25 protein-coding genes are annotated in these 23,049 nt (G+C 68.8%); 12 read left to right on the forward strand and 13 right to left on the reverse strand.

Translation table 11 applies throughout. The features are described 5' to 3' along the window. Window positions 1-10 precede the first annotated feature (10 nt). From AC5Y2S_RS09880 to infA, 6 genes are all read right to left on the reverse strand, one after another. Complete coding sequence (locus AC5Y2S_RS09880; protein ID WP_067006072.1) at window positions 11-1,054, reverse strand: DNA-directed RNA polymerase subunit alpha; 1,044 nt, start codon at window positions 1,052-1,054, stop codon at window positions 11-13. A gap of 78 nt (window positions 1,055-1,132) precedes the next feature. After that, on the reverse strand, window positions 1,133-1,738 hold the full coding sequence (gene rpsD, locus AC5Y2S_RS09885; RefSeq protein WP_066933864.1) for a 30S ribosomal protein S4: 606 nt from the start codon (window positions 1,736-1,738) through the stop codon (window positions 1,133-1,135). Between the two features lie 9 nt (window positions 1,739-1,747). Continuing rightward, a complete protein-coding gene (rpsK, locus tag AC5Y2S_RS09890) occupies window positions 1,748-2,167 on the reverse strand; it encodes a 30S ribosomal protein S11 (protein WP_067873528.1) in 420 nt (139 codons plus the stop codon). Window positions 2,168-2,171: 4 nt separating this feature from the next. Beyond that, the gene (gene rpsM, locus AC5Y2S_RS09895) at window positions 2,172-2,546 is read right to left on the reverse strand and encodes a 30S ribosomal protein S13 (RefSeq protein WP_066907568.1); all 375 of its coding nucleotides are present in this window, start codon (window positions 2,544-2,546) and stop codon (window positions 2,172-2,174) included. 162 nt (window positions 2,547-2,708) lie between these two features. Then, entirely contained in the window at window positions 2,709-2,822 is a 114-nt protein-coding gene (rpmJ, locus tag AC5Y2S_RS09900) for a 50S ribosomal protein L36 (protein ID WP_003879483.1), read from the reverse strand. 33 nt (window positions 2,823-2,855) lie between these two features. Then, window positions 2,856-3,077 carry a translation initiation factor IF-1 gene (gene infA / locus AC5Y2S_RS09905; RefSeq protein ID WP_003418601.1) on the reverse strand — a complete coding sequence of 74 codons (222 nt, stop codon included), beginning with the start codon at window positions 3,075-3,077 and terminating at the stop codon, window positions 2,856-2,858. Between the two features lie 252 nt (window positions 3,078-3,329). Here infA and AC5Y2S_RS09910 point away from each other — a divergent pair, with 252 nt between their 5' ends. The 9 genes from AC5Y2S_RS09910 to AC5Y2S_RS09950 all read left to right on the forward strand — a co-directional run bounded on the left by AC5Y2S_RS09910 (window position 3,330) and on the right by AC5Y2S_RS09950 (window position 14,258). Next, complete coding sequence (locus tag AC5Y2S_RS09910; protein ID WP_499901642.1) at window positions 3,330-5,006, forward strand: NAD(P)/FAD-dependent oxidoreductase; 1,677 nt, start codon at window positions 3,330-3,332, stop codon at window positions 5,004-5,006. After that, entirely contained in the window at window positions 5,003-6,484 is a 1,482-nt protein-coding gene (locus tag AC5Y2S_RS09915) for an ATP-binding protein (RefSeq protein WP_499901643.1), read from the forward strand. The genes AC5Y2S_RS09910 and AC5Y2S_RS09915 overlap by 4 nt, the downstream gene beginning before the upstream one ends. 29 nt (window positions 6,485-6,513) lie before the next feature. Beyond that, window positions 6,514-7,344: an LLM class F420-dependent oxidoreductase gene (locus AC5Y2S_RS09920; protein ID WP_499901644.1), complete on the forward strand. Its 831-nt coding sequence runs from the start codon at window positions 6,514-6,516 to the stop codon at window positions 7,342-7,344. A gap of 20 nt (window positions 7,345-7,364) precedes the next feature. Next, on the forward strand, window positions 7,365-8,231 hold the full coding sequence (locus tag AC5Y2S_RS09925) for an LLM class F420-dependent oxidoreductase (RefSeq protein WP_499955922.1): 867 nt from the start codon (window positions 7,365-7,367) through the stop codon (window positions 8,229-8,231). A 28-nt stretch (window positions 8,232-8,259) separates the two neighbouring features. After that, window positions 8,260-9,255, forward strand: coding sequence for a dTDP-glucose 4,6-dehydratase (gene rfbB, locus AC5Y2S_RS09930; protein ID WP_499955923.1), 996 nt, complete (start codon window positions 8,260-8,262; stop codon window positions 9,253-9,255). A gap of 1 nt (window position 9,256) precedes the next feature. Next, entirely contained in the window at window positions 9,257-9,877 is a 621-nt protein-coding gene (rfbC, locus tag AC5Y2S_RS09935) for a dTDP-4-dehydrorhamnose 3,5-epimerase (RefSeq protein WP_499955924.1), read from the forward strand. Further along, window positions 9,874-10,713, forward strand: a complete 840-nt coding sequence (locus tag AC5Y2S_RS09940) for an SDR family NAD(P)-dependent oxidoreductase (RefSeq protein ID WP_499955926.1) — start codon at window positions 9,874-9,876, stop codon at window positions 10,711-10,713. Before rfbC ends, AC5Y2S_RS09940 begins: the two co-directional genes overlap by 4 nt. A 122-nt stretch (window positions 10,714-10,835) precedes the next feature. Beyond that, on the forward strand, window positions 10,836-12,290 hold the full coding sequence (locus AC5Y2S_RS09945; RefSeq protein ID WP_499955928.1) for a PecA family PE domain-processing aspartic protease: 1,455 nt from the start codon (window positions 10,836-10,838) through the stop codon (window positions 12,288-12,290). Window positions 12,291-12,371: 81 nt separating this feature from the next. Next, entirely contained in the window at window positions 12,372-14,258 is a 1,887-nt protein-coding gene (locus AC5Y2S_RS09950; RefSeq protein ID WP_499955930.1) for a PecA family PE domain-processing aspartic protease, read from the forward strand. Here AC5Y2S_RS09950 and AC5Y2S_RS09955 read toward each other — a convergent pair. Genes AC5Y2S_RS09955 through AC5Y2S_RS09985 form a run of 7 tightly spaced genes read right to left on the reverse strand, consistent with a single transcriptional unit; the run spans window position 14,255 to window position 19,304 of the window. After that, window positions 14,255-14,641: a hypothetical protein gene (locus AC5Y2S_RS09955; protein ID WP_499955932.1), complete on the reverse strand. Its 387-nt coding sequence runs from the start codon at window positions 14,639-14,641 to the stop codon at window positions 14,255-14,257. The genes AC5Y2S_RS09950 and AC5Y2S_RS09955 overlap by 4 nt on opposite strands. Continuing rightward, window positions 14,638-15,570, reverse strand: coding sequence for a metallophosphoesterase family protein (locus AC5Y2S_RS09960; protein ID WP_499955934.1), 933 nt, complete (start codon window positions 15,568-15,570; stop codon window positions 14,638-14,640). Before AC5Y2S_RS09960 ends, AC5Y2S_RS09955 begins: the two co-directional genes overlap by 4 nt. Then, complete coding sequence (locus tag AC5Y2S_RS09965; protein WP_499955936.1) at window positions 15,567-15,992, reverse strand: cupredoxin domain-containing protein; 426 nt, start codon at window positions 15,990-15,992, stop codon at window positions 15,567-15,569. Before AC5Y2S_RS09965 ends, AC5Y2S_RS09960 begins: the two co-directional genes overlap by 4 nt. A 21-nt stretch (window positions 15,993-16,013) precedes the next feature. Continuing rightward, window positions 16,014-16,703 carry a Rieske (2Fe-2S) protein gene (locus AC5Y2S_RS09970; RefSeq protein ID WP_499955938.1) on the reverse strand — a complete coding sequence of 230 codons (690 nt, stop codon included), beginning with the start codon at window positions 16,701-16,703 and terminating at the stop codon, window positions 16,014-16,016. Then, on the reverse strand, window positions 16,700-17,257 hold the full coding sequence (locus AC5Y2S_RS09975) for an RNA polymerase sigma factor (protein WP_499901655.1): 558 nt from the start codon (window positions 17,255-17,257) through the stop codon (window positions 16,700-16,702). Before AC5Y2S_RS09975 ends, AC5Y2S_RS09970 begins: the two co-directional genes overlap by 4 nt. A gap of 17 nt (window positions 17,258-17,274) precedes the next feature. Then, window positions 17,275-18,699 carry an NAD(P)-binding protein gene (locus AC5Y2S_RS09980; protein ID WP_499955940.1) on the reverse strand — a complete coding sequence of 475 codons (1,425 nt, stop codon included), beginning with the start codon at window positions 18,697-18,699 and terminating at the stop codon, window positions 17,275-17,277. 32 nt (window positions 18,700-18,731) lie between these two features. After that, window positions 18,732-19,304, reverse strand: coding sequence for a TetR/AcrR family transcriptional regulator (locus tag AC5Y2S_RS09985; protein ID WP_499955942.1), 573 nt, complete (start codon window positions 19,302-19,304; stop codon window positions 18,732-18,734). An 84-nt stretch (window positions 19,305-19,388) separates the two neighbouring features. Between AC5Y2S_RS09985 and AC5Y2S_RS09990 the strand changes: the two genes are divergently transcribed. The 3 genes from AC5Y2S_RS09990 (at window position 19,389) to AC5Y2S_RS10000 (ending at window position 23,039) form a co-directional block, all read left to right on the forward strand. Continuing rightward, on the forward strand, window positions 19,389-20,267 hold the full coding sequence (locus AC5Y2S_RS09990; RefSeq protein ID WP_499955944.1) for an SDR family oxidoreductase: 879 nt from the start codon (window positions 19,389-19,391) through the stop codon (window positions 20,265-20,267). A gap of 80 nt (window positions 20,268-20,347) precedes the next feature. Next, the gene (locus AC5Y2S_RS09995) at window positions 20,348-21,868 is read left to right on the forward strand and encodes a CoA-acylating methylmalonate-semialdehyde dehydrogenase (protein ID WP_499955946.1); all 1,521 of its coding nucleotides are present in this window, start codon (window positions 20,348-20,350) and stop codon (window positions 21,866-21,868) included. A 10-nt stretch (window positions 21,869-21,878) separates the two neighbouring features. Beyond that, complete coding sequence (locus AC5Y2S_RS10000) at window positions 21,879-23,039, forward strand: isobutyryl-CoA dehydrogenase (RefSeq protein ID WP_499955948.1); 1,161 nt, start codon at window positions 21,879-21,881, stop codon at window positions 23,037-23,039. Window positions 23,040-23,049: the final 10 nt, after the last annotated feature.

Here is a 23,049-nt window from a genome sequence, read left to right on the forward strand (position 1 = left end):
GGACTTGTTATTAAAGCTGTTCGGTTTCCGCGTAGTCCTGGTCGTCGTAGGCGGCCTCGGTGGACCAGGTGCCGGTGGCGACGTCGTAGCCCGCGACCTCCGACGGGTCGAAGGTGGCCGGGCTGTCCTTGAGCGACAGGCCGAGCTGGTGCAGCTTGACCTTCACCTCGTCGATGGACTTCTGGCCGAAGTTGCGGATGTCGAGCAGGTCGGACTCGGTGCGGCTGACCAGCTCGCCGACGGTGTGCACACCCTCGCGCTTGAGGCAGTTGTAGGACCGCACGGTCAGGTCCAGGTCGTCGATCGGCAGGGCGAACGAGGCGATGTGGTCGGCCTCGGCCGGCGACGGCCCGATCTCGATGCCCTCGGCCTCGACGTTGAGTTCGCGTGCCAGGCCGAACAATTCGACCAGCGTCTTGCCCGCAGACGCCAGCGCGTCGCGGGGGGTGATCGAACTCTTGGTCTCCACGTCCAGGATCAGCTTGTCGAAGTCGGTGCGCTGCTCGACACGGGTCGCGTCCACCTTGTAGGTGACCTTGAGCACCGGCGAGTAGATGGAATCGACCGGGATGCGGCCGATTTCGGCGCCCGACGCCCGGTTCTGCACGGCCGGCACGTAGCCGCGGCCGCGCTCGACGACGAGCTCGACCTCGAGCTTGCCCTTGTCGTTCAGCGTCGCGATGTGCATGGCGGGGTTGTGCACCGTCACACCGGCGGGCGGCACGATGTCACCCGCGGTGACCTCGCCCGGGCCCTGCTTGCGCAGGTACATGGTGACCGGCTCGTCCTCCTCGGAGGACACGACCAGGCCCTTGAGGTTCAGGATGATGTCGGTGACGTCTTCCTTGACGCCGGGCACGGTGGTGAACTCGTGCAGCACGCCGTCGATGCGGATGCTGGTGACGGCCGCGCCGGGAATCGACGACAGCAGCGTGCGCCGCAGCGAATTGCCCAGGGTGTAACCGAATCCGGGCTCCAGCGGCTCGATGACGAACTGGGACCGGGTGTCGGTGACGACTTCCTCGGACAGGGTGGGTCGCTGTGAGATCAGCATGGTGTTTCTTCTTCTCCTTCTCGGCACCCGCTATTTGATGCCGCCTAAGGTTTTCGGGCCGGCCGGCCCGAAAGTCCGTTACTTCGAGTAGTACTCGACGATCAGCTGCTCGGTCAGCGGCACATCGATCTGCGCGCGCTCGGGCAGCTGGTGGATGAGAATGCGCTGGCGCTCCCCCACGACCTGCAGCCAGCTCGGGATCGGGCGGTCGCCCGCGGTCTCCCGCGCGATCTGGAACGGCACCGTGTTCAGCGAGCCGTCCCGCACCTCGATGATGTCGTACTGCGACACCCGATAGCTGGGAACGTCGACCTTCACGCCGTTCACCGAGAAGTGGCCGTGGCTCACCAGCTGGCGGGCCATCCGTCGGGTGCGCGCCAGCCCGGCGCGGTAGACGACGTTGTCCAGCCGGCTCTCGAGGATGCGCAGCAGTTCCTCACCGGTCTTGCCGGGCTGCCGCACGGCCTCTTCGTAGTAGCGGCGGAACTGCTTTTCCATCACGCCGTAGGTGAAGCGGGCCTTCTGCTTCTCCTGCAGCTGCAGGAGGTATTCGCTCTCCTTGATCCGCGCGCGGCCGTGCTGGCCGGGCGGGTAGGGACGCTTCTCGAAGGCCTGGTCGCCACCGACGAGGTCGGTGCGCAGCCGGCGCGACTTGCGGGTGATGGGTCCGGTGTAACGAGCCATGATTGTGTCCTAGACCCTTCTGCGCTTCGGCGGACGGCATCCGTTGTGCGGCTGCGGGGTGACGTCGGAGATCGCGCCCACCTCCAGGCCGGCGGCCTGCAGCGACCGGATCGCGGTCTCGCGGCCCGAACCCGGGCCCTTCACGAACACGTCGACCTTGCGCACGCCGTGCTCCTGCGCCTTGCGCGCCGCGTTCTCGGCGGCCAGCTGCGCCGCGAACGGCGTCGACTTGCGCGAGCCCTTGAAGCCGACGTGACCCGACGACGCCCAGGCGATGACGTTGCCCTGCGGGTCGGTGATCGTCACGATCGTGTTGTTGAACGTGCTCTTGATGTGCGCGGCGCCGTGCGGAATATTCTTCTTTTCCCGCTTGCGGGTCTTGTGCTGCCCCTTCTTGGGGGCCGAGCCGCTTGCCTTCTTCGGTGGCATCCGGTTACCTGGCCTTCTTCTTGCCTGCGATGGTGCGCTTGGGGCCCTTGCGGGTACGCGCATTGGTCTTGGTGCGCTGGCCGCGCACCGGCAGGCCGCGGCGGTGCCGCAGGCCCTGGTAGCAGCCGATCTCGATCTTGCGGCGGATGTCGGCCTGCACCTCGCGGCGCAGGTCACCCTCGACCTTGAGGTTGGCCTCGATGTAGTCACGCAGGTGGGTCACCTGGTCATCGGTGAGGTCCCGGGTGCGCAGGTCCTTGTCGATGCCGGTGGCGGCCAAAATTTCATTGGCGCGGGTACGGCCGACGCCGAAGATGTACGTCAGCGCGATCTCCATCCGCTTGTCGCGCGGGAGATCGACGCCTACTAGTCGAGCCATAGGTGGCGTTTCCTCTTTTTCCAGGCGGAGGTCTGATCCCAGCCCGTTCCCGCTTCAAGGTTTGAGGCGGGGCCCGGCCTCCGTCCGGGCGTGGATGAGCGACGTATTCGCTCAGTGGTGCTGGGAGGTCATCATTTAGTTGTCTTGAGTCAGCGATCGCCGCTAACCCTGGCGCTGCTTGTGGCGCGGATCCGAGCAGATCACCATGACCCGCCCATGCCGACGGATCACCCTGCACTTGTCGCAAATCGGCTTCACGCTGGGGTTGACCTTCACGGCTTTTCGATCCTGTTCTCGTCTGTTCGTTGGTTACTTGTACCGGTACACGATGCGGCCCCGGGACAGGTCGTAGGGAGACAACTCCACCACCACCCGGTCCTCGGGCAGGATGCGGATGTAGTGCTGCCGCATCTTGCCGCTGATGTGGGCGAGCACCTTGTGGCCATTCTCCAGCTCAATGCGGAACATCGCATTGGGCAGGGGCTCGACCACGCGGCCCTCGACCTCGATGGCGCCGTCCTTCTTGGCCATACTTGTCAGAAATCCTCGTCATTCGTTTCGTTCGCTTTAGCGCCCGCCGTTGGCGCGAGATATACACCGACTTCGAACGTGAGCCGGTGACAGGAAATTCCTAGGGACTGGGCACACAAAAAGTCGGCGCGGAAACCGCACCGTTGGTCAACGATACCTGGTAACGGGCCTTACCCAAAATCGCTGCCGGAGAAATCGGCCCCGCCTTCACGACCTGCCGAACCACGCCTGACGAGGGCATACTTGACGGCGATGAGCAGCCCCGCAAACCTTACCGCAGAGTCCCGCAAACCCGTCCTGCTGACCGTCGACGACGATCCCTCGGTCTCCCGCGCGGTCGCCCGCGACCTGCGTCGCCACTACGGCGACCGGCACCGGATCGTGCGGGCCGAATCGGGCCTCGACGCCCTGGAGACGCTCAAGGAGCTCAAGCTGCGCGGCGAGACCGTCGCGGTGCTCATCGCCGACTACCGGATGCCGCAGATGAGCGGCATCGAATTCCTCGAACAGGCGATGGACCTGTATCCGGCCGCGCGCCGGGTGCTGCTCACCGCCTACGCCGACACCCACGCCGCCATCGACGCGATCAACGTCGTCGACCTGGACCACTACCTGCTCAAACCGTGGGACCCGCCGCAGGAGAAGTTCTACCCCGTCATCGACGGGCTGCTGGACGCCTGGCGGGCCGCCCCGGAACACGCCATCCCGCACACCAAGGTGATCGGGCACCGCTGGTCGGAGCGGTCGTGGCAGGTGCGCGACTTCCTGGCCCGCAACGGGCTGCACTACTCGTGGTTCATGGCCGACGACCCCGACGGCGAGCGGCTGCTGAAGGCCGCCGGCGCGGATTGCCTGCGCCTTCCGGTCGTCGTCACCGAGCGCGGCGACACCCTCGTCGAACCGACCGACGCGCAACTGGCCGACACCCTGGGCCTGACCACGACCCCGTCGCAGGAGTTCTACGACCTGATCGTCGTCGGCGGCGGACCCGCGGGCCTGGCCGCCGCCGTTTACGGCGCGTCCGAGGGGCTGCGCACGGTGCTGATCGAACGCACCGCGACGGGCGGGCAGGCCGGCCAGAGCTCACGCATCGAGAACTACCTCGGCTTCCCCGACGGGGTCTCGGGGGGCCAGCTGGCCGACCGCGCGCGCCGGCAGGCCGAGAAGTTCGGCGCGGAACTGATCACCGCTCGCACCGCGACGGCGCTGGAGGTGAACGGTTCCAAGCGCACCGTGCGGTTCGCCGACGGCGGCTCCATCGACGCGCACGCGGTCATCCTGGCCACCGGCGTCGCGTATCGCCAGCTGCCCGCCGAGGGCTGCGGCGAGCTGACCGGCCGCGGCGTCTACTACGGGGCGGCCGTCTCCGTCGCCTCCGAGTGCGCGGGCGAGGAGGTCTACGTCGTCGGCGGCGCCAACTCCGCCGGGCAGGCGGCGATGTACCTCTCCCGCGAGGCCAAGTCGGTGACGATCGTGGTGCGCGGGCCGTCGCTCGAGGCCTCGATGTCGTATTACCTGATCCAGCAGATCGGGCAGCGACCCAACATCACCGTGCGGACCTGCACCGAGGTGCGCCGCGCCGTCGGGGACGACCACCTACAGCGGCTGACCCTGGTCGACAACAGGACCGGGGACACCCAGGACGTCACCTGCGCGCGGATGTTCATCTTCATCGGGGCGGCGCCGCGCACCGAATGGCTGGACGGCGTGGTCGCCCGCGACGACCACGGCTTCGTCCTCACCGGACCGGACCTGCGCAACGTGTGCGGCTGGACGCTGGACCGGCCGCCGCACCACCTGGAGACCAGCGTCCCCGGCGTGTTCGCCACCGGGGACGTCCGAGCCGAGTCCGCCAAGCGCGTCGCCGCCGCCGTGGGCGAGGGATCGATGGCGGTGATGCTGGTGCATCGCTACCTCGCCGAATCATGACCGAAACACCCTGTCAGCCCGGCGAGCTGCGCAGCCTGTTCCTCTTCGAGGCCCTCTCCGACGAGCAGCTCGAAGCGTTGTGCGCCAGCGGGCACATCGAGACCTACCAACCCGGCCCGATCTGCGTCGAGGGCGAACCGGCCACCTGCCTGTACGTCCTGATCGAGGGCGAGCTGGCGATGTCGAAGCTCTCGGGTGGCCAGGAGATCGAGACGAATCGGACCTCCCAGCGCGGGGTGTATGCGGGCGCCTGGCGGGCCTTCACCGGCAACCTGGCGCAGCAGAGCTACGACGCGAGCGTGTACGTCACCAAGCCGTCCCGGTTCTTCGTGCTCGACGCGCCGGCGTTCGCCCGCTTCATGCAGGACCAGTTCCCGATGGCGGTCCACCTGCTCGACGGGATGGCGGTCGGCCTCGAGCGCACCCGCCGCATCATCGACAACCGGGAGAAACTGCTCGCGCTCGGCCAGCTGTCCGCCGGGCTGACCCACCAGCTGAACAACCCGGCCGCCGCCACCGTCCGCGCGGCCGCCGAGCTGCGGCAGCGGGTCGCCGGCATGCGCCAGAAGCTCGCCATGCTCGCCGACGGCACCGTCACCCCCGAGGCGTTGCAGGCGCTGGTGCGGCTGCAAGAAGAGGTCGCGGCCCAGGTGGCGAAGTCGGCCTCGGTGAACATGACCGCGATCGAGACGGCCGACCTGGAGGACGCCGTCGGCGATTGGCTGGAAGACCATGGCGTCGAGGACGGTTGGGACATCGCCCCGACGTTCGTCGAGGGCGGCATCGACACCGATTGGCTGGAACGCATCGCCGCGGCTACCGAGGAGCTCGGTTCGTCGACCTCGCTGGAGAAGGCCATCCGCTGGCTGACCTACACCGTCGAGGGCGAACTGCTGCTCAACCAGATCCTGGAGGCGAGCAAACGGATCTCGGCGCTGGTCGCCGACGCCAAGCAGTATTCGCAGATGGACCGCGCCCCCTTCCAGGTAGCCGACATCCACGAACTGCTGCGCAGCACGCTGGTGATGTTCGCCGACCGGTTGGGCCCGCATTCGAGCGCCGACGCCAAAGTCCAGGTGGTCAAGGAATTTGACAAATCGCTGCCCCAAATCCCTTGCTACCCGGGCGATCTCAACCAGGTGTGGACCAACATCATCGACAACGCGCTCGCCGCGATGCGCGATGAGGGCGGCACCCTGACGATCCGCACCGGCCGGCAGGGCAACATGGCCCGAATCGAGATCTGCGACACCGGGCCGGGGATCCCCGACGACGTGCGCGAGCGCATCTTCGAACCGTTCTTCACCACCAAACCGTTCGGGGAAGGCACCGGCCTCGGGCTGGATCTGGCGTTCAACATCGTCGTGAAGAACCATCGGGGCGATCTGCGCGTGGAATCCGTGCCGGGCGACACGCGCTTCATCGTGCTGCTGCCGCTGGACGCGCCGCCGGCGGCGGATCCGGATCTCCCGGAATAGCCGCATCACCCGCCCGGTTGGGAACGACCATGACCAAACCCAACCTCGGCCGGTTCGGATCGTTCGGACGCGGCGTGACGCCCCAGCAAGCCAAAGAAATCGAATCCCTGGGTTACGGGGCGGTCTGGGTGGGCGGTTCCCCGCCGGCCGAACTGGCCTGGGTCGAACCCATCCTCGAGGCGACGAGCACCCTGCAGGTGGCCACCGGCATCGTCAACATCTGGACGGCGGCCGCCGGGCCGGTGGCCGAGTCGTTCCACCGCATCGAGGCGGCCTACCCCGGCCGCTTCCTGCTGGGCATCGGCGTCGGACACCGGGAGGCCATCAGCGAGTACCAAAAGCCCTACGACGCCCTGGTCAGCTATCTCGAGCAGCTCGACGAACACGGCGTGCCCGCCGACCGGCGGGTGGTAGCGGCCCTGGGTCCCCGGGTGCTGAGGCTGTCGGCCGAACGCACCGCCGGCGCGCACCCGTACCTGACCACCCCCGAGCACACCGCGCAGGCTCGCCAACTGATCGGCCCGTCGGCGTTCCTGGCGCCCGAACACAAGGTGGTGCTCACCACCGACGCGGAGCAGGCCCGCGCCGTCGGCCGCAGGGCGCTCGACATCTACTTCAACCTGGCCAATTACCGCAACAGCTGGAAGCGGCTTGGCTTTTCCGAGGAGGAAGTCACCCGCCCCGGCAGCGACCGCCTGGTCGACTCGGTGGTGGCCTATGGCACGCCGGAGCAGATCGCCGCGCGGCTGAAACAGCACCTCGACGCGGGCGCGGACCACGTGCCGGTCCAGGTGCTCACCAAGGATGAAAACCTGGTCTCGGCGCTGGCCGAATTGGCGGGGCCGCTCGGACTGAGCTAGCGCACGCGAGGGGGACGCGCATGACAGAGGCTGTTGCACTGAAACCTGACCTGGGGCGGTTCGGCGTGTGGCTGGCCACCCGCTCGATCTCGCCCGACCTGGCCGCCGGGATCGAAGCGCTCGGCTACGGCGCCGTGTGGATCGGCGGCTCGCCGGACGCCGAGCTGGCCTGGGTCGAGCCGGCCCTGGCGCGGACGAGCTCGCTGCAGCTGGCGACCGGGATCGTCAACATCTGGTCGGCCCCGGCGCCGGCGGTCGCCGAGTCCTTCGCGCGCATCGAAGCCGCCCACCCGGGGCGGTTCCTGCTCGGCGTCGGGGTGGGCCACCGGGAGCGCACCGAGCATTACGCCAAGCCCTACGACGCCCTGGTCGACTACCTCGACGCTCTCGACGCCGCGATGGTGCCGACCAGCCGGCGGGTACTCGCGGCGCTCGGGCCGCGCGTGCTGGGGCTGGCCGCGGAACGCAGCGCCGGCGCGCACCCGTACCTGACCACGCCGGAACACACGGCCAAGGCGCGCGAGCAACTGGGCAGGTCGGTGTTCCTGGCGCCCGAGCACAAGGTGGTGCTGACCACCGACGCCGACGAGGCCCGCGCGATCGGCCGGCAAACGGCCGACCGCTACCTGGGGCTCTCCAACTACGTGAACAACTGGCTGCGGCTCGGATTCACCCAGGACGACGTGCGCAGGCCCGGCAGCGACAGGCTGATCGACGCGGTGGTGGCCCACGGCGCCCCGGAGGCCATCGCGCGGCGCCTCGGTGAACATTGCGAGGCCGGCGCGGACCACGTGGCGATCCAGGTGCTGGGGACGGCGAACGACGAGGCGTTGCTTTCGGCGTTGAGCGAGCTGGCGGGGCCATTAGGGCTAACTGCCCCAAACTGATCACCTGGCTCGGTTAGGGTGTGTGACCATGCGATTGCTGGTCACCGGGGGCGCCGGATTCATCGGCGCGAATTTCGTGCACAGCACGGTGCGCGAGCACCCCGAGGATTCCGTGACGGTGCTCGACGCCTTCACCTATGCCGGGCGGCGCGAGTCGCTGGCCGACGTCGAGGACTCCATCACGGTGGTGAAGGGCGACATCGCCGACGCCGCGCTGGTCGCCGCGCTGGTCGCCGAGTCCGACGCGGTCGTGCACTTCGCCGCCGAGACCCACGTGGATAACTCCCTGGAAGATCCGTGGACGACCCTGCAGACCAACGTGGTCGGGACCTTCGCGATCCTGCAGGCGGTGCGGCGGCACGGTGTCCGGCTGCACCACGTCTCCACCGACGAGGTCTACGGCGATCTGGAGCTCGACGAGCCCAGCCGGTTCACCGAGTCGACGCCCTACAACCCGTCGAGCCCGTACTCGGCGACCAAGGCCGCCAGCGACCTGCTGGTCCGGGCCTGGGTGCGGTCCTACGGCGTGCGCGCGACGATCTCGAATTGCTCGAACAACTACGGTCCGTATCAGCACGTCGAAAAGTTCATCCCGCGCCAGATCACCAACGTGCTCACCGGTCGCCGCCCCAAGCTGTACGGCGCGGGCGCCAACGTTCGGGACTGGATCCACGTCGAGGACCACAACAGCGCGGTCCGGCGAATCCTGGAAAAGGGTGAGAACGGCCGGACCTACCTCATCGCCGCCGAGGGCGAGCGCGACAACCTGACGGTCATGCGCGCGATCCTGCAGGCGCTGGACCGCGATCCCGACGACTTCGACCACGTCACCGACCGCGTCGGCCACGACCTGCGGTACGCGATCGACCCGACGACGCTGTACAACGAATTGGGTTGGACGCCAAAGCATGCCAACTTTGAGGAGGGCCTGCGCGCCACCATCGAGTGGTACCGCGCGAACGAGTCGTGGTGGCGGCCCCTCAAGGAAGCCACTGAGGGCCGCTACGAAGAACGAGGTCAGTGACATGAAAGTTCGCGAGCTGAAAGTCCCCGGCGCCTGGGAGATCACCCCCACGATTCACGGTGACTCCCGCGGCTATTTCTTCGAATGGCTCACCGACCGCGACTTCACCGCTTTCGCCGGTCACCGCCTGAACGTCCGGCAGGCCAACTGCTCGGTGTCCTCAGCCGGCGTGCTGCGTGGCGTGCATTTCGCGCAGGTGCCGCCGAGCCAGGCCAAGTATGTGACCTGCGCGTCCGGTTCGATCTTCGACGTCGTCGTCGACACCCGCGTCGGGTCACCGACTTTCGGGCAATGGGACTCGGTCCTGCTCGACGACCAGGACCGCCGGACGATCTACATCTCCGAGGGCCTCGGGCACGGATTCCTTGCGCTGGAAGACAATTCGACGATCATGTACCTGTGCTCGTCGGAATACAACGCGCAACGCGAGCACACCATCTCTGCAATGGATCCGACGCTGGCGATCGACTGGCCACTGGTCGACGGCACCACTCCCACGCTGTCCGCCCGCGACGCCGTGGCGCCGAGCTTCGAGGAAGTGCGCGCCGCCGGCCTCCTGCCCACCTGGGAGGAGACGCAAAAGTTCGTCGCCAGTCTGCGCGAGCAACTCAACAACGCGTGAGCTTCACCGGCAAGGTCGCACTCGTCACCGGCGGCGCGTCCGGCATCGGCGCCGCGCTGGCCACCAAGCTGGTCGACGGCGGCGCCGAAGTCTGGATCGCCGATCGCCAGCTCGAGGCGGCGCAGGCGCTGGCGCAGCGCCTCACCAGCGGCATCGCCAATGCGCGCGCGATCGAGCTCGACGTCCGCGACTACGCGGCGTTCGAGCGCGCCGCCGTCGCGGCGGCGGAGCAATCCGGGCGGATCGACTACCTGTTCAACAACGCCGGCATCGGGGTGGGCGGCGAGGTCGACTCGTACACGCTCGACGACTGGAACGACGTCCTCGACGTGAACCTGCACGGCGTGGTGCATGGCATCCAAGCGGTGTACCCGATCATGATCCGCCAGCGCTCGGGCCACATCGTGAACACGGCCTCGATGGCCGGCCTCCTCCCCTCCCCCGGCGCGGTGAGCTACACCGCCGCCAAGCACGCCGTCGTCGCGATCTCGCGGGCGCTGCGGGTGGAGGCCGAGCACCACGGCGTCAAGGTGTCGGTGCTGTGTCCCGGCGCGATCAAGACCCCGATCCTCACCGGCGGCACCTACGGGCGGATGACCAAGACCGGCGCCAGCGACGAGGCGCTGCTCAAGTTTTGGGAGCCGATGCGGCCCATGGCGCCCGAGAAGTTCGCCGAGCGCGTCCTGCGGGCGGTGTCGCGAAATGACGCGATCATCATCGTGCCGGGGTGGTGGAAGGCGTTTTGGTACTTAGACCGCCTCTCGCCGGCCATCTCGGCGCACGCCGCGCGACTAACACTGAAACGCTTGCGCACCATGCAGCCCACGACCTCCTGACCGTCGCCGCGCGGCCGAATTCCCGCTGAAAACAACCGCTTTCGCCAGTTAGAAGCGTTAATATCCGCTTGTCGCTGTAGCCGGGCCGCGGCCGCTTCACGTGCCATCTGCTGGGGGGTCGGATGTCGTTCTTGTTGGCCGTTCCCGAAGTAATGTCTGATGCGACAACAAGTTTGGCGAGCATCGGGTCGACGGTCAGCGCGGCCCACGCCGCGACGGCGGCACCCACGACGGGTCTGCTCGCGGCGGCCGGCGACGAGGTTTCGACGGCCATCGCGGCGGCGTTTTCTTCCTACGCCGCGTCTTATCAGGCGCTGAGCGCCCAAGCCGCCGCGTTTCACACCCAGCTGGTGCAGACCCTCAACGCGGGTGCGAGCGCCTACGCGGCCGCCGAGGCGGCCAACGCATCGCCGCTCGAGACCCTTCAGCAAGACGTGCTGGGCCTCATCAACGCGCCGACCGACACGCTGCTGGGGCGCCCGCTGATCGGCAACGGCGCCAACGGCATAACGAACGCCCAAGGAGTTGGCACACCCGGCGGTCCGGGCGGAATCTTGGCCGGCAACGGCGGCAACGGCGGCAACAGCACCGCCATCGGAGCGCCCGGTGGCTCCGGTGGGCCCGCGGGCCTGCTCCTCGGAAACGGCGGCAACGGCGGGACCGGCGGCCCCGCCGCGCTCGGCGGCGCCGGCGGCCCTGGCAGCTTGTTGGGCGCGCCCGGGGCCACCGGCGCTCCCGGCCTGGCAACGGTTCCCATCACGGTGCAAAACAACGACATCATCGCGAACCTCTCGGTGGGCGGGGGACCGACGGCGTCCGTCATCGTCGACACCGGCTCGCGGGGTCTCATTCTCCCGCCCCAAGACGTGAATACGGGGACCCTCGGCACGCCCACCGGCTTCGGCAGCGTCGTGTACGGCGAACCCGGCAATACCTTGACGGTGAACTACAACACCTATACGACGACGGTGAATTTCGGAAACGGAATCGTCACCCAGCCGACCACCGTCGCCGTGGCCACCTCCGCGACCCGGACTATCGCCTTCATCTTCACAAGTTCAGTTCCGGCTTCGCAGGTGCCCGCCGTCCTGGGCGTCGGGGTCAATCCTGCCGGACCACTGGGCAGCAGCCCCGTGGCGGCCTTGCCCGGCACCTTCGGTCAGGGCGTGCTGATCGACGAACCCCAGGGAATAATGGAGTTCGGCACCAACCCGTTGCCCGCCATCGCCTCGGTTACCGGGGCCCCCTCCACCACCCTGGACATACGCATCAACAACGGGTCCCTCCAGCAGACCGCCGGCGCGTTCATCGATTCGGGCGGCCTATACGGATCCGTCCCGGACAATCTCAACCCCCCAAACTCCGGCGGATACCTGCCCGCGGGGACCACCATTTCCGTCTACACCCCCGACGGGACGACGCTGTTGTACACGACGACGGTCGGGGCGCAACAGACGGCCGTCGTATCGAGCTTCCTGGGGGGCAACTTCAACACCGGCATCGCGCCCTTCCTGCAGGAGCCGATCTACCTCTCCTACAGCCCAACCGGTTTCGGGACAATGACCTTCGATACCTAAACCGCAAACGGTTCGTTTCCCGCTGCTGAATTGCCCTCGAAAATCGACGCATTCGCGACGGAACTTGGTAACGTCCGCCGGATGTCGTTTGTGATCGCGGTTCCGGAATTGGTGACCGACGCGGCAACAAGTTTGGAAAGTCTCGGCGCGAAGATCAGTGCGGCCCAGGCGGCCGCGGCCGCGCCCACGACAGGGCTGCTGGCCGCCGCGGACGACGAGGTGTCGGCGGCCGTAGCGGCCGTGTTCTCTCAGCACGCGTCGGCATATCAGGCGCTCAGCGCGCAGGCCGCGGCATTCCACGCCCAGCTGGTGCAGACCCTCAATGCGGGCGCGGGCGCCTATGCCGCCGCCGAGACCACCAGCGCCGCGTCGCTACAGACCCTCGAGCAAAACGTGCTCGAGGCGATCAACACGCCCACCGAGCTGACGTTGGGGCGCCCGCTGATCGGCAACGGCGCCAACGGCACCACCGACGCTCAAGGGATCGGGACGGCCGGCGGCGCCGGGGGAATCCTGTGGGGCAACGGCGGCGAGGGGGGAGACAGCTTCGCCGCCGGCGTGCCCGGCGGTGCCGGCGGTCCGGCCGGCCTGCTGGGCACCGGCGGCCTCGGCGGGATGGGCGGCTTCGGCGGGTCCGGCGGGACCGGGGGCACCGGCGGGTTGCTGTGGGGCAACGGCGGCATCGGGGGTTTCGGCGGGCCGACCGGGACCGGCGGTGCCGGCGGCAACGCACTGTTCTTCGGCCACGGTGGCACGGGCGGCCAGGGCGGGACGTTCACCACCGGCGCCCCGGGCGGCTTGGGCGGCACCGGCGGGACCGGGGGCACCGGCGGGTTGCTGTGGGGCGACGGCGGAATCGGCGGTACGGGCGGGCCCTTTGCGAACGGCGGTACCGGCGGCAGCGCGCCGTGGCTCGGCCACGGCGGCGCCGGCGGAATCGGTGGCGCATTCGCGAACGGCGGCGCCGGCGGCGCCGGCGGTCACCTGGCCGGCAACGGCGGCGCCGGCGGGGCCGGCGGGGTCATCTCGGGTTCCGGCGGCACCGGCGGGCCAGGCGGCCAGTACTTCGGCCACTCCGGGACGACGGGCGCGGCCGGCGGCCCGGCCGCCATCGCGTTGAACGGTGCCAACGCGGGCCTCGGTCGGCCGACGGTATCGGTCGCCGTCAACGACGGGCCCGTCGTGCAAGCGTTGCTTGACACCGGATCCACCTCCGCCCTTTTCCCGCAGGCCGACGTCAACATGCAGTCCCTCGGCAACCCCATCGGACCGTCCCAGACCTACGGCTTCGGCCCGCCGGAAGACAGAACGATCGACACGTACACCCCCTACACCGCATCGCTGAACTTCGGGAACGGAATGCTCACCAAGCCGATGACCATCGGCGTCATCACGGCGGAAACGCACAACGGCGTGCCGGTGACCCCGAGCGAAATCGTTCTCGGTGTTGGAGCCAATTCGCAAAATCCGCCGTATTTCACCAGCAGCCCCGTACAGCAGTTGCCGGGCGTCCTCGGCCAGGGTGTGCTCGTCAACGAACACGCGGCCGCGCCCTACGCGCAGTTCGGCCCCAATCCGCAAACCGCCGTCGCCTCGGTTACCGGGGCGCCGTTCACCAACGTCCTGCAGGTATCGGTCAATGGCGGCACGCCCGTTGCTCTCACCGACGCGATTGTCGACACCGGCGGCGTCGGCGGCAACATGCCACAAGACGTCGTCCCCAGCTACACCGCCGGCCAGTACCTGCCGGCGGGAACGACCATTCAAGTCACCATCCAAGGCACCGGCCAGCAGGTGTACACCCAGACGCTGGGCGCAAATACCATGCAGGTCACCGTGTCCCAGAGCGCTTCGCCCCCACTCGGGCCGGGCTTCTTCAATACCGGAAACTACGTCTTCAAGCAGATGCCGATCTACTTCTCCTACAGCCCCAACGGCCAGGGGACGATCTATTTCGATGCGGCCTAGGACGCGGCGGCAACGCGCCTGACCCGGGGCAGCCTGACGAAGGTGGCCGCCCACAGCAGCACGCACAGCGCCTCCGCGACGACGGTGAGCGCCGCGTGGGGCGCCGGGTCCCACCCGCGCTCGGTGAAGCCAAACAGCCCAACGGTTCTGGACAGCACGAAGGCGACCAGGGAACCGCCCGCCACCGCGGCGGCGGCCCATTCGACCCACCACGGACCGCCCGCGGCGACCAGCAGGGCCAACGAAAACGAGACGCTGGCCTGGATCAGGAAGCTGGTACCGATCATCGGGATGTGCTGGTAGCCATGGATATACAGGTAGGCGTGGCTGAAGGCGCTGACGGCCAGGGAGGCGGCCAGCGCGAGCCGGAGGAAGATGTTCATTGCAGCTTGGTCTCTTTCAGTGCGAGGGCGGCCTGGCCCTTGGTGTAGTTGACCTCGCGGATCCCCAGGGCGTCGCGCAGCTTGCCCGCCGGCAGCGTGATCGGCTTGGGCGCCGGCCCGTCACCGGGATGGGGCAGCGGGTAGGCGGTCGTCGTCCCGCTGTAGAACGTCACGTTGCCTTCCGTCTTGGAAAACAGTTGGTGCACATGACCGTTGAGGCACGTCACCGACGAGAACCGGCTCAGGTAGCTGAGCGCCTGGGTGGCGTCGTCGGTGCCCCAGCCCCAGTCCGGGTACATCGCGAACAAGGGGATGTGACTGAACACGATGATGGGCGTATCGCTGGACAACCCCGCGACGTCCTTCTCGACGAACTCCAACTGGTCGACGCCCAAGTGCCCCAGCTTCTTCAGGTTCAAGGTGTTCACCAATGCGATCACGTGCACACCCGCGATGTCGAAGCTGTACCATCCGTCGCCGCGGGTCCCCGCGCCGAACACGCTGCGGTACTTCTGACCCGCGTCGTCCACCGAATCGTGCTCGCCGGGCACCGTGAACACGTGCGGCGTCTGCAGCTTGGAGAGCATCTGCTTCACCTGGTCGAACTGCTCGGGGGTCGACAGGTGGGTGAGGTCGCCGGTGTGAATGACGAAATCCGGCGCGTAGCCAAGGCCGTTGACCTGATCGATCGCGTGGCCGAAGGTGCCGGCGACGTCCGGGTTGGGCGGGCCGGCAAAGCCGATGTGGCTGTCGCTCACCTGGGCGAAGCGCAGCGTGGGCCGGGCGCTCGTGTGCGAGGCGGACGCCGTGCCGGCGACGTGCGAGATGACCTCGCCGCCGACGACGGCGAACCCGACCGCCGCGCCGAACCACGCGGAGTGCCGGATCAGCTGCCGGCGCGTCATGGTGTTGGGGTCGTTGGCATTCATCCCGTCACCACCACGGTGCCGTGCATCATCGGGTGAATCGAGCAGACGTAGTCGAACTTGCCCGCCGTGGGGAAGGTGTGCGAAAAGGTGGCACCGGTGCCCATTCCGGGCGACTTGAACGACCCGTCGGCCGCGGCGACCGTGTGCGGTTCCTCGTCCTTGTTGGTCCAGGTGACGGTGCTGCCGGCCTTGATGGTCAGGGTTGCCGGGGCGAAGGCGAAGTTGTCGATGGTGACCGCATCGCCCGCGGCCGCGGCCGGTGACCCGGTTGCCGGCGCCGTGCTCATCCCGGGCATCCCGCTGGCGTTCGATCCGAACGTGACCGACGGCTGCGCGGCCGGCGGCGACGACGAGCAGCCGGCCAGTAACACCCCGACGGCCGACGCCGCGACCACATGTTTTCGAAGCTTGGCGATGTTCATGCCAAGAGATATGGCGGCGGGTTACACGTCCCGACGCGGCGGGGCGAACACCTCGATGGCGCCGTCGACCTCACGAACCATCAGCGCGGGCAACGGCTTTGGAGCGATCGGCAACTGGTGGGTGCGCACCTGCCCGCTGGGCGAGAACGACGTCGTGTGGCACGGGCAGTGCAGCGCGTCGTCCTGGGCGTCGAACCAGAGCCGGCAGCCCTGGTGGGTGCAGACGCCGGAGATGGCCTGGGGCTTGCCGTCGACGCGGTGGACGAACCCACTGACCGAGCCGAGGTCGAACGGGTGCATGACGCCGTCGGGCACCTCCGAGCTCGACGCGACGCGCTGCCAGCTGCCGTCGTTCGGCGTCAGCTCGCCCGCGACGGCGGGGCCCGGGGTGGGGCCGCCGATCAGCGCGCGATCGATGGAAACGGCGGCGGCCGCGGCGGCCGCGGCGGCCGACGTGCCCACGATGACCTGGCGGCGCGTTGTGCTCTGTTTGGGCGCCGACGGCGCCGGCGCACCGTCCATCTGTTCCGCCAGCCGCCGGTGCAGGTCGGTGAGGAACTCCTGGCGCGGTTCGGCGTCCGCCTGCCCCGCCGCCCGCAGCTCGATCGCCGTGCGGATCTGCGCCGCCTCGAAGTCGTCGGGCGCGAACGGCTTTGGCCGGCGACCCCGCAGCAGGTCATCGACATACCGCCGCAATCCTCGCGCGTTCATCGTGGCCCTCCCTCGTTCACCTGTGCCGCCAGCCGCAGGGCGCGGTGCTGCAGCACCTTGGCATTGGCTACGCTGATCCCAAGTTCGGCGGCGGACTCCTTGATCGAATTTCCTTGCAGGAAGCGAATTTCCAGGATCTGGCGGTACCGGTCCGGCAGATTGTCGAGAACCCGGGCGACGCGCTGGGGCGCTGTGCTGATCGCTTCCTCGCTCTCGGGTGGTTGTTCAATGTCGTCGATGGAGGTTATCTCCCGGCCCATGGTCTCGCGCCAATGCGCGGCCAGCACGGTTCGCGCCGTGGCCCGCAGGTAGGCGCGCACCTCGCCGACGCTCGCGGTCAGGCGCAGCGGCCGCAGCGCCGCCAGAAAGACCTCGGCGGTGAGGTCCTCGGCGTCGGCGCGGTTGCCCACCCGCGCGAACAGCGTGCGGTACACCCAGGACGCGTTGTCCTGGTATACCGCTTCCCAGTCGGGATAGCTCTCATAGCCGCTGTCGGGCACCGCGCGCAGCGGTCGCGGGACTAGCGGTTTATTGGATTCGTTTTGCGCCGCCACGGTCCTCCTTCACCGATTCAATATCGGACCGGGTTACACGCGTCAGCTTCCGAGGCCATCAGCTCGTCCAGTTTCGCGGCGGTGGCCGACAGGGCCGACTTGGCCATGCTCAGCAGCCGCTCCCGAACCCGCGGCTTCGCCGACGCCGGCGCCAGCGAGTCACCCACCAGCCGGCCGAACACGTCCAGGCGTGCCGCGGAGAGCCAGGCGGTCAAATCCGGGTCGTCGAGCCAGCGCAGCTGGTTGCGGTAGTAGGCCCGCGTGATGCGCAGCCAGTCGAGGTCGGTGTCGGGATGCGGCAACGGGTCGCACAGCTCGTTCTTCACCGCGTCGTCCGGGTAGGCGGCCTCGACGTGCGCGACCAGCGCCGCGCTGAACACCTGCTGGCACCCCCGGACGCTCTGCAGCGTGATGCCGGCGCCATCGAAAATCGGTGTGGCGGGCCGCTTCTCGGCGCCGTCGGCGGTGCAGTCCACGTAGAGCGCCGAGTCTTCCACGCGCACGGCACCGCCCTCGAGGACCGCCTCGCCGGCGTCGGCGCGCAGCAGGTGGCCCAAGCGCACCACGTCGGTGATGCGGCGCAGCTGTGCCAGCTCGGCGTGGGTGACGGTGGCGCAGCGGTACATAGCCGGCCGCACCGCCGGGTCGATCCGCAGCAGCGCGCCGGCCTCCTCGAGGCGGACGAACAGGTCGTCGACCGACACCGCGTCCCGAACCGCTTGCAGCTGCGCGGTGAGGGTGGCCTTGATCCCGTCCGCGAACAACGGTCCCGGCTGCAGCGTCGCGCGATCCAGCAACCACGAGTCCCGCGGCATGATCCACGTCAGCCGCTCCGGCGCGATGCCCTGGCCCAGCAGCCACAGGCACACGTCGATGCCGGTCTTGCCGGCCCCGACGACGACGTAGCGGCGGCGGGCGGCGAGCCCGGGCAGCTCGTTGGGCGCGACGCAGTCCACGCCGGGCGCCACCCGGTAGGGCGGCGGGCGCATCGAGGGCACCACGACCCGCATGTACGTGGCGTCGACGACGCGGCGCGTCACTTCGACCGCGTAGTCGGTCCCGGCCAGTGTGGTAAAGCGGCCGGCACCGGAGTATTCGCTCATCGGGAAGTAGGAGACCCGCCCGGTCGGCAGGAACCGCTGGCGCATGACGTGGTCGTAGTAGGCGCACACCTCACCGGCGGTCGCCAACTCGTAAAGCCCTTGGTTCCACCCGACTTGGTCGATCGTGTCGCTGCCCAGGGGCAGCGAGTTGACGCCGTAGAACGCCGACGGTTGATGCAGCCGCACGAACGGGTAGGCCATGGTCCAGTGCCCGCCGGGCTGATGGTGGCGATCCACGAGCACCACGCGTGCCTCGGTTTCGGTGACCAGCGTGTCGATGAACGCCATCCCCATGGCGCCCGCGCCGACTACCAGATAGTCGGCCTCGATGGTGCGCATACGGACTAAAGGCTAATCGGCCCGGGGTCGCTTCAGCGGATTTCGGCCGCCGCGATGCGCAGGTCCTCCAGGGCAGCGCGGGCGAGTTCCCCCAGGCTGCGGTCACCGTCTGCCGTAATCCATTCGGCGAACGCCTCTTTGAATGCGAGCCCGCCCAGCTCGGCGGCCAGGGCGGCCGCGCGGTCCGGCACGCCCCGGGCCCGCAGCGCGTTCGCCATGGCCGCCGCGAGGCCGACCTGTTTGAGCGCGTCGCGCTCCTGCAGTTCGGCGCTGGACGCGATGACGGCCTTCACCCGGGGGGCGAGCTCGCGATTGCGTGGCGTCATCGCCCCGGCCGCGCGCTCCAGCCCGGCGGCGACCGCCGTGAGCGGGGTGGCGTCGGCGGGCGCCGAGGCGATGCCCTCGGTCAGCAGTTGCGTCAACACCTCCTGCCCGGCCGCCAGCACCTCCCGCTTGTCGGGGAAATACCGGAAGAAGGTGCTCTTCGTCAGGCCGGCCCGATCGGCGATCTCGGCGACGGTGGTTCGGTCGTAGCCCTGCTCGGAGAACAGGTGCAGCGCGGCCTCGACCAGGCGCGCACGCGCATCGGGTTCCCAGCGGGGCATGCCGCCATCGTAGGCGATGGGACCTTTATCCCATCACCGTGGTAGCGTGATGAGACATCGGTCCCATCACTTGAGGAGTGCCTAATGCGCGTTTTCGTCACGGGTGCCACCGGCGGGGTCGGCTCGGCCGTCGTTCCTGAGCTGATCGGGGCGGGCCACGAGGTCCTGGCGCTGGCCCGCTCGGATGCGTCGGCCCGGTCGGCCGCCGCCATGGGTGCCGACGTGCTGCGCGGCGACCTCGACGACCCCGAGAGCCTGCGCGTCGGCGCCAAGGAGTCCGACGGCGTCGTCCACCTGGCCTTCCTGCACTTCGACGACTTCGAGAGGGCGGTCGCCCAGGAGGGGGCCGCGGTCGAGACGTTCGGCGTCGCGCTCGCGGGGAGCGGCAAGCCGTTCGTCATGGCCTCGGGCACGCCCCCCGTCCCCGGACGCGCGTCCACTGAGCGCGACTCGGTGCCGACCGATGGACTCATCGGCGGGCGCGGGCGGAACGCGCAGGCCACCCTGGAGCTGGCCGGCAACGACGTCCGGTCGGCGGTGGTCCGCCTCCCCCGGTCCGTCCACCGGGCGGGCGGCCCCTGCGGGTTCGCCTCCCTGCTCGTCGCGGCCGCCCGAGGGACCGGGGTGTCCGGGTACGTCGGCGAGGGCACCAACCGGTGGCCGGCCGTGCACGTCCTCGACGCCGCCCGGCTCTTCCGCCTAGTCCTCGAACAGGCCGAGCCCGGGACGGTGGCGCACGCCGTGGGCGACGAGGGCGATCCGATGCGTGCGCTCGCCGAGGCCATCGGGCGCCGGCTCGATCTCCCCGCGGCGTCGGTCCCCGCCGAGCATTTCGGGCCCCTCGGCGCCGTATTCGCCCTGGACCAGCCGGCAACGAGCCAACTGACCCGCGAGCGATTCGGCTGGCGGCCCACCCATCCGAGCCTGCTCGAGGACCTGGAGGCCGGGAACTACCCGGTGTGACGGCACGCGCCTTGCCACGCCCGAGCCAAGTTACTAGGATATGCAAGTATTCCGCGCGTAACGACAAACTCGAGGGCACCATGACCACACAGATCCCGCATTTCATCGATGGGAAGCGCACCGCCGGCCAGTCCAGCCGCACCGCCGACGTCCTGAACCCCAGCACCGGCGAGGTGCAGGCGAAGCTTCCGATGGCCGGCAAGGCCGACGTCGACGCGGCGGTGGCCTCGGCCGTCGAGGCCCAAAAGGATTGGGCGGCATGGAATCCGCAGCGCCGCGCCCGGGTGCTGATGCGCTTCGTCGAACTGGTCAACTCCAACAGCGACGAGCTCGCCGAGCTGCTGTCGCTCGAGCACGGCAAGACGGTGGCCGACTCCAAGGGCGACATCCAGCGCGGCATCGAGGTCATCGAGTTCTGCCTCGGGATCCCCCACCTGCTCAAGGGCGAGTACAGCGAGGGTGCGGGTCCGGGCATCGACGTCTACTCGCTGCGCCAGCCCCTCGGCGTGGTCGCCGGCATCACGCCGTTCAACTTCCCGGCGATGATCCCGCTGTGGAAGGCCGGGCCGGCGCTGGCGTGCGGAAACGCGTTCGTACTCAAGCCCAGTGAGCGCGACCCGTCGGTCCCGGTGCGCCTGGCCGAGTTGTTCGGAGAGGCCGGCCTGCCGGCGGGCGTCTTCCAGGTGGTGCACGGCGACAAGGAGGCCGTCGACGCGATCCTGCACCACCCCGACATCAAGGCCGTCGGCTTCGTCGGCAGCTCGGACATCGCCCAGTACATCTATTCGACGGCCGCGGCCACCGGCAAGCGGTCGCAGTGTTTCGGCGGCGCGAAGAACCACATGATCGTGATGCCCGACGCCGACCTCGACCAGGCCGTCGACGCGCTGATCGGCGCCGGGTACGGCAGCGCCGGCGAGCGCTGCATGGCGATCAGCGTCGCCGTGCCCGTCGGCGAGCAGACGGCGGATCGCTTGCGCGCCAGGCTGATCGAGCGGATCAACAACCTGCGGGTGGGCCACAGCCTGGACCCCAAGGCCGACTACGGCCCGCTGGTCACCGAGGCGGCGCTGGCCCGGGTGCGCGACTACATCGGCCAGGGCGTGGACGCCGGCGCCGAATTGGTGATCGACGGCCGCGAGCGGGCCAGCGACGACCTGACCTTCGGTGACGCCAACCTGGAGGGCGGATTCTTCATCGGCCCAACGCTGTTCGACCACGTCACCCCCGACATGTCGATCTACACCGACGAGATCTTCGGCCCGGTGCTGTGCATCGTGCGCGCGCACGATTACGAGGAGGCGTTGCGGCTGCCCTCCGAGCACGAGTACGGCAACGGTGTGGCGGTGTTCACCCGCGACGGCGACACCGCCCGCGACTTCGTCTCGCGCGTGCAGGTGGGCATGGTGGGCGTCAACGTGCCGATCCCGGTCCCGGTGGCCTACCACACCTTCGGCGGCTGGAAGCGCTCCGGCTTCGGCGACCTCAACCAGCACGGCCCCTCGTCGATCATCTTCTACACCAAGACCAAGACCGTGACGTCGCGGTGGCCGTCCGGGATCAAGGACGGCGCCGAATTCGTCATCCCGACAATGAATTAGACGCCACATCATGTTCACCATGAACGATGACGAGCGGGTCATCACCGAAACGGCGGCCGCGTTCGCCGCCAAGCGCCTCGCGCCGCACACCCTGGAATGGGATGCCAGCAAGCACTTTCCGACCGACGTGCTGCGCGAGGCCGCCGAACTCGGCATGGCGGCGATCTACTGCCGCGACGACGTCGGCGGCAGCGGCTTGCGCCGGCTCGACGGGGTGCGCATCTTCGAGCAGTTGGCCATCGCCTGCCCGACCATCGCCGCGTTCCTGTCGATCCACAACATGTGCGCGTGGATGATCGACAGCTTCGGCACCGCCGAACAACGCAAGGAATGGATCCCGCGCCTGGCGCCGATGGACGCCATCGCCAGCTACTGCCTCACCGAGCCCGGCGCCGGGTCGGACGCCAGCGCGCTTGCCACCCGCGCCGTCAAACAGGGTGGCGACTACGTGCTCGACGGCGTCAAGCAGTTCATCTCCGGCGCGGGCGCCTCGGACGTCTACGTGGTGATGGCCCGCACCGGGGGTGAGGGCCCGCGCGGCATCTCCGCATTCATCGTCGAAAAGGGCGCGCCCGGGCTGAGTTTCGGCGCCCACGAAGAGAAGATGGGCTGGCACGCCCAGCCCACCGCGCAGGTGATCCTCGACGGGGTGCGGGTGCCCGCCGACGCGATGCTGGGCGGCGCCGACGGCGAGGGCGCCGGGTTCGGCATCGCCATGAACGGCCTCAACGGCGGGCGGCTCAACATCGCGGCCTGCTCGCTGGGCGGCGCGCAGTCCGCCTTCGACAAGGCCGGCGCGTACGTGCGCGAGCGCCGAGCGTTCGGCTCCGCCCTGCTCGACGAGCCGACCATCCGGTTCACCCTGGCCGACATGGCCACCGGGCTGGAGACCTCGCGAATGATGCTGTGGCGGGCCGCCAATGCGCTGGACGCCGACGACCCCGACAAGGTCGAGCTGTGCGCGATGGCCAAGCGCTACGTCACCGATACCTGCTTCGAGGTCGCCGACAAGGCCCTGCAACTGCACGGCGGCTACGGCTACCTGCGCGAGTACGGTCTGGAGAAGATCGTCCGCGACCTGCGGGTGCACCGAATCCTGGAAGGCACCAACGAGATCATGCGGGTGGTCATCGGCCGGGCCGAGGCCGCACGCGTCCGCGCAACCGCATAGAAAGGTCTTC

The sequence above is a fragment of the Mycobacterium sp. NGS69 genome (assembly GCF_059812165.1).

Coding starts and splice junctions, on each gene's coding strand:
- AC5Y2S_RS09925 (WP_499955922.1), top strand. CDS start 7,365: ATGACAGAGGCTGTTGCACTGAAACCTGACCTGGGGCGGTTCGGCGTG.
- rpsD (WP_066933864.1), bottom strand. CDS start 1,738: ATGGCTCGTTACACCGGACCCATCACCCGCAAGTCGCGCCGGCTGCGC.
- rpsM (WP_066907568.1), bottom strand. CDS start 2,546: ATGGCTCGACTAGTAGGCGTCGATCTCCCGCGCGACAAGCGGATGGAG.
- rfbC (WP_499955924.1), top strand. CDS start 9,257: ATGAAAGTTCGCGAGCTGAAAGTCCCCGGCGCCTGGGAGATCACCCCC.
- rfbB (WP_499955923.1), top strand. CDS start 8,260: ATGCGATTGCTGGTCACCGGGGGCGCCGGATTCATCGGCGCGAATTTC.
- AC5Y2S_RS09915 (WP_499901643.1), top strand. CDS start 5,003: ATGACCGAAACACCCTGTCAGCCCGGCGAGCTGCGCAGCCTGTTCCTC.
- rpsK (WP_067873528.1), bottom strand. CDS start 2,167: ATGCCACCGAAGAAGGCAAGCGGCTCGGCCCCCAAGAAGGGGCAGCAC.
- AC5Y2S_RS09950 (WP_499955930.1), top strand. CDS start 12,372: ATGTCGTTTGTGATCGCGGTTCCGGAATTGGTGACCGACGCGGCAACA.
- AC5Y2S_RS09920 (WP_499901644.1), top strand. CDS start 6,514: ATGACCAAACCCAACCTCGGCCGGTTCGGATCGTTCGGACGCGGCGTG.
- AC5Y2S_RS09980 (WP_499955940.1), bottom strand. CDS start 18,699: ATGCGCACCATCGAGGCCGACTATCTGGTAGTCGGCGCGGGCGCCATG.
- AC5Y2S_RS09910 (WP_499901642.1), top strand. CDS start 3,330: ATGAGCAGCCCCGCAAACCTTACCGCAGAGTCCCGCAAACCCGTCCTG.
- AC5Y2S_RS09960 (WP_499955934.1), bottom strand. CDS start 15,570: ATGAATGCCAACGACCCCAACACCATGACGCGCCGGCAGCTGATCCGG.
- AC5Y2S_RS09965 (WP_499955936.1), bottom strand. CDS start 15,992: ATGAACATCGCCAAGCTTCGAAAACATGTGGTCGCGGCGTCGGCCGTC.
- AC5Y2S_RS09985 (WP_499955942.1), bottom strand. CDS start 19,304: ATGCCCCGCTGGGAACCCGATGCGCGTGCGCGCCTGGTCGAGGCCGCG.
- infA (WP_003418601.1), bottom strand. CDS start 3,077: ATGGCCAAGAAGGACGGCGCCATCGAGGTCGAGGGCCGCGTGGTCGAG.
- AC5Y2S_RS09955 (WP_499955932.1), bottom strand. CDS start 14,641: ATGAACATCTTCCTCCGGCTCGCGCTGGCCGCCTCCCTGGCCGTCAGC.
- AC5Y2S_RS09995 (WP_499955946.1), top strand. CDS start 20,348: ATGACCACACAGATCCCGCATTTCATCGATGGGAAGCGCACCGCCGGC.
- AC5Y2S_RS09880 (WP_067006072.1), bottom strand. CDS start 1,054: ATGCTGATCTCACAGCGACCCACCCTGTCCGAGGAAGTCGTCACCGAC.
- AC5Y2S_RS09945 (WP_499955928.1), top strand. CDS start 10,836: ATGTCGTTCTTGTTGGCCGTTCCCGAAGTAATGTCTGATGCGACAACA.
- AC5Y2S_RS10000 (WP_499955948.1), top strand. CDS start 21,879: ATGTTCACCATGAACGATGACGAGCGGGTCATCACCGAAACGGCGGCC.
- AC5Y2S_RS09970 (WP_499955938.1), bottom strand. CDS start 16,703: ATGAACGCGCGAGGATTGCGGCGGTATGTCGATGACCTGCTGCGGGGT.
- AC5Y2S_RS09990 (WP_499955944.1), top strand. CDS start 19,389: ATGCGCGTTTTCGTCACGGGTGCCACCGGCGGGGTCGGCTCGGCCGTC.